Origin of the sequence: Flavicella sediminum, assembly GCF_006381105.1 — a bacterium.
GTDB lineage: Bacteria > Bacteroidota > Bacteroidia > Flavobacteriales > Flavobacteriaceae > Flavicella > Flavicella sediminum.
In genome coordinates, this window is sequence record NZ_VDET01000022.1 from 1 (window position 1) to 4,818 (window position 4,818).

Consider the following 4,818-nt stretch of genomic DNA (forward strand, 5'->3'; position numbering starts at 1 on the left):
TCCTGGACCTTTAGCCCATAACGCTATCGGATTGTTAGGAATTGTTGCCGTAGTATTAGCGGGGTGGACCACTGCGAATCCAACTATTTATAGAGCAGGTTTGGCCTTTCAAGCCATCTTACCAAAACTATCCACTGCAAAGGTGACTATTTTGGCTGGTGCCATAGCAACCATTGCAGGTTTGTTTCCTGCTTTTGCCATGAAACTTCTAGGTTTTGTCGCATTATACGGTTTTATTTTAGCGCCTTTTGGTGCCATTATTGTGTTTGAACACTTTTTCCATAAGAGATTTGGTATTGTAAAAAACTACGCTGAAGCTGCAAACTTATCCTTTAACAAATCTGTCTTTTGGGCATGGGTCATCAGCTTTGGATTGTTCTATTTTATTTCTGTACAATTTGATGTCTTTTTATCTTTTGTAACCCTTCCTTCATGGATTTTGTGTGGTGTCCTTTTCTTAGTATTCAGTAAGTATTATCAAAATAAATAGGTGCTTAATAAGAGAACGTTCATATAAAAAACTAAAAAAGGTGAATTCATTCGAATTCACCTTTTTTTTATAACTATTTCCTACCGTCCTATTTCGCAGGCTCCTTGATAAAGTTTTTAAGATTCGATAAAAACTCTGCTTCTGATGTTGAAACATCTAACAATTTAAAATGTTGTACTCCCGATTTTTTCAACCAGTCAGCCCAAAATAATTTCATGATTTCAAAATCATTAGGAGACACGGTTTGACTTCCTGTTTTCTGATTCAATGTTCTATCGTACATTTCTACAACCAGTACCTCGCAATTTTTTAAATTCTTATTGACTACTGGTAATATACCATACCCCGACTTATTAAAAAACTCTTGTAAATTCGTCGTATTAGCCTTTAAATATTCTTTTCTAAAGTCAGCAATAATTTTACTAGTTAAGTACAAGCATTGTTTTCCCTTACAATTCGATTTCCCATACAATCCCGCTTCAATATAACCATCTGTTAGCAACACAATAATATTTCTATATTTGTTGATCACCGTTGTGTTTGCATCTAATTGCAATGGTTTTGCTGCTCCTTTTACCAGACTTGAATTCAATTCTTTTTTCAAATAATTGTACACATCACCACCCGTGGTATTGTTTTGTGCATAGTTGTAAAGTTTCTGAATTTCTATAGTAGTTCTCGCTAAATCTTCTTCGTTTTCACCATGTGTCAAATACTTGATACATTCACTAGGATTGAATTTAGATAAATCCATAGAAAAATTTGACAAGGAAATATGCGATTCTTTTAAAATAGAAGGATTTGTTAAAACCACTTGTATTTTATCTTTTTGTCCAATAACACGATTGTTTATCTTATAAAATTCAGGATAATAATTTTTATACAAACTCTCTATTAATTGCTCATCTTTTACCGGTTTCGGATACATTCCTTCCGTAATTCGGTTGGATAAATCGGGCGTGATGATTATATTTAAATGTTCGTTAATTTGAGTTTTCTTTTCTGGAGCACAGCCCGCAAAAACAAACATCAAGGCTAACAATTTCCATATCAATTTCTTTCCCATTATTCCGCTATTTTTTTCATATTTTCATTCAACCAAGTATCCGATTGTAAAATAGCTTCTTCCGATTTACGTACGGCTTTATCAATAGCATACTCATCGTGTAACCATTGATTCCAACCTTCAATAAAGGCACTTACTCTGTCTTTTAATGAAGTCAACGAAATTTGAATATTGTCATTTTCAATATCATTTTTATATACATCCGCTTTCTTTCTAACCGTTGCAATATCATTGGATGCCTGCTCGTTAATTTGTCGATTTTTTACATCCAATTCTTTTGGAATAAAAATTAATTTCTGTTCCAAAACCAACTTTTCATTTTCCACTTGAACAATTTCTACATCTAAATCACCGATCTCCTTTTTGTGCAAATCAATTTCTTTTTCAAGTTTGCTGATTTTCTGATTTGCAATTTTCTTTTCTATACGCATTTTATCTCTGCCTGCTTGCTCATTTCTTTCACTAAAAAAAACGATCAACTTATTCATTAATTCAGCTAGAAAGAAAAAAGGAATGGCTCCTAAGAAAAATACCAACCAAAAGTTAATATCGCTAAATACAGAGTCAGTAGACTCGATTCCTTTGGATAAAAACTCTATTTGACCTATCGTTTTGGATACTTTAATAGCAATAAATGTATCAATGGCAATAACCACTAAATAGGGAGTACAATTTTTAAACACAACCCATATTTTTTTAGCCGAAAATTCGGTATCCGGATCTGTCAAAACCTTTTTGTCGTGTGCCACATACGCCACTGCAAAAGGAATAAAAACAAAAAACAAAATATAGGAAACTGCCGACCAACCTTTTCCTATCGATTTTGAAATAGCATCAGCTTGGTATACTTGAGCATTTACATTCAATCCATTGCTTAAATCTCTTATGGCATCATCTGCAGCATACAACATAATATAAGCCGACGACGAGTAGAATAAAAACATGGCAAAGGCCAAACCTGAAAAGATAATAACCAACGGAATAAATTCATGCAACTTAAAAATAGGCTTAACAAAAGCTACATCCAAGTTATCAATTTTCGTTTTTTCAGATTCAATAGTCTTGTGAATACTTGCAATAGAAATATCTGAAATGTTTTTCTTAAGTGCTTCTTTTGAAGATTTTCTCATTTCTGCCTCTGCCTTTTGCAACTGCAAATTTTTCTCCTCCGCATTAATTTCTATTTCTACTGAGTGCAAATTCGCATCCTTCGTATTCTGAATGTTCTGATTGAACTCAGAAACTTTATCTTCTATTTTTTTAAAGAGAACTTCCTTATTGTCATCATTTTCTTTCTTATCAGAAATAAATAAATGGTACAAAGAATCCATCGATTTATTAATATTCTGAGAATCTCCACTAACCTCTTGCGCTTGGTTATAGGCCATTTCTTTAATCTCTGTCCTATTCGTTTTTTTAATCTCTGCTGAAATTATCGATTTAAACACTTCATCAATATCTCTCTCAATAGCACTCTCTTTAGGCAACAAAACCTGAATACCCTTTAATTCCTTTTGCGCATCAGAAACTACTTTTACGTCTTTCGGTTTTTTAAATTTATCCAAAAAACTCTTTTTCTCCTCCAAAACTATATTGTTATTCTCTTCCATACTGTAAAAATCACTTACTAATTGTTCAACCGTTCCTTTATGATTTGTAAATATTACTGATTCTGAGTTATTATTTTTTGCATTTACTGTCAAATTATAAGAGCCATGAAACGCATAAGTTTCATCAATAACACAATACTTCTCGTGCAGCATTCCAAAGCCTTTCCCTTTAATTTTTGTGACCATTCCCCCTACATCTGTAAGTACCCTATAATCAATCAAATTATTGTCTTTATTATCACCTATAAAAGCCCTTACTTCAATACCTTCTTTTTGTTTTTCTGCCAACAACTCTAACAACGAAACATCTGTAAACCAAGCCACCACAATAAATATCGACTTCTTAGCAGATCCCAATTCTTTGTACAAATTATCGTAAATTTCACTTCCCTTAAATACCTTTTGTTCCATTAAATACCTTTATCAATTAGCAAAAAAATGCTGCGAAGATACTATAAGCAATGCTTAAAAAAGCAAACTGTTGATAAATATTTAAAAGCATTTATTCTGTAAATTCAAGCTTTATAATTATCGCCAAAATCCCTATTTTTAAAATATCTTTACGAAAAACCATCTATAGATATAAGTCCCTCAAAAATGACTTAAACAAGTAGCTAAAAAGAAAATCTAAAGTTAGTCAACATCCTATATTTCATGAAAGCCAAAATCTTCACCCTCATACTTACCTCAGTTCTAATAGCTTGTTCTACAAAAAAAACTACTCAAAAAATTGAAACATCCATCACTAGAAAACAGGAATCTAATAGATCGACAAATTCAACAATAAATAAAATAATATTCACACCACCATTTATCAAAAAAGGAGAACATATTCAACATAGCTATTACGCCTTACAATACTCAGAAACGCACGAACAAGCCTATTGGGTATCCTATAAACTCACACCAAATTTCATCAATGGCACTACAAAAAGAACTAATAAATTCAAACCAGATCCTTTAATTAGTAGTCAATCTGCTCAACTTAAAGATTACGCGCACAGCGGATATGACAGAGGACATTTAGCACCGGCGGGCTCTATGAATAAAAACACTACGGCAATGAATGAAAGTTTTTATATGAGCAATATGTCTCCACAACACCCCTCATTTAATAGAGGTATTTGGAAGAAACTTGAAACTCAAATACGCTACTGGACATATGATTCGGATTCTTTATTTGTCGTTACTGGTCCCATCCTAAAAAATATAGAAAAAACCATTGGCATCAATAAAGTAGCCGTCCCAAAATACTATTACAAAGTCTTATTACAATTCAAACACAATCAAGTTAATTCCCTCGGATTTCTTCTCGAAAACAAACCTAGTAAAGCACATCTAAGTACGAAAGCAGTTTCTATTGACAGTATTGAAAAAGTATCGGGTATCGATTTCAATTATGCACTCAACGATAGTATTGAGCAATTATTGGAGTCAACCGTAGATCTACAAAACTGGAAATTCCACAAATAAATTCAATATTTCCTAACTACAACCTATTAATTTACAACTAGAATTTTAGCACAACAAAGATAATCTACAAATACAGTAAGCTATACCAACTATTTGGGCGTTCCCTTTCAGGTCGGGCTTTCCGTTGTATCTTTTTATAGCTTATTATACACAGATTTCGGATCAAGACCAAAAGTTGT

Annotated in this window: 3 protein-coding genes and 1 pseudogene; 2 read left to right on the forward strand and 2 right to left on the reverse strand. The window is 32.6% G+C overall.

Annotated elements, in window-relative coordinates:
* A pseudogene (locus FGM02_RS15930) lies at positions 1 to 490 on the forward strand (hypothetical protein); the annotation flags it as partial.
* Positions 491 to 578: 88 nt separating this feature from the next.
* Here the strand turns inward: FGM02_RS15930 and FGM02_RS15935 are convergent.
* Positions 579 to 1,556: a hypothetical protein gene (locus FGM02_RS15935; protein WP_139959497.1), complete on the reverse strand. Its 978-nt coding sequence runs from the start codon at positions 1,554 to 1,556 to the stop codon at positions 579 to 581.
* Positions 1,556 to 3,577 (reverse strand): phospholipase D-like domain-containing protein, encoded by a 2,022-nt coding sequence (locus FGM02_RS15940; protein WP_139959498.1) that lies wholly within the window; start codon positions 3,575 to 3,577, stop codon positions 1,556 to 1,558. Before FGM02_RS15940 ends, FGM02_RS15935 begins: the two co-directional genes overlap by 1 nt.
* 243 nt (positions 3,578 to 3,820) lie before the next feature.
* Here FGM02_RS15940 and FGM02_RS15945 point away from each other — a divergent pair, with 243 nt between their 5' ends.
* Entirely contained in the window at positions 3,821 to 4,639 is an 819-nt protein-coding gene (locus tag FGM02_RS15945) for a DNA/RNA non-specific endonuclease (RefSeq protein WP_139959499.1), read from the forward strand.
* Positions 4,640 to 4,818 lie beyond the last annotated feature (179 nt).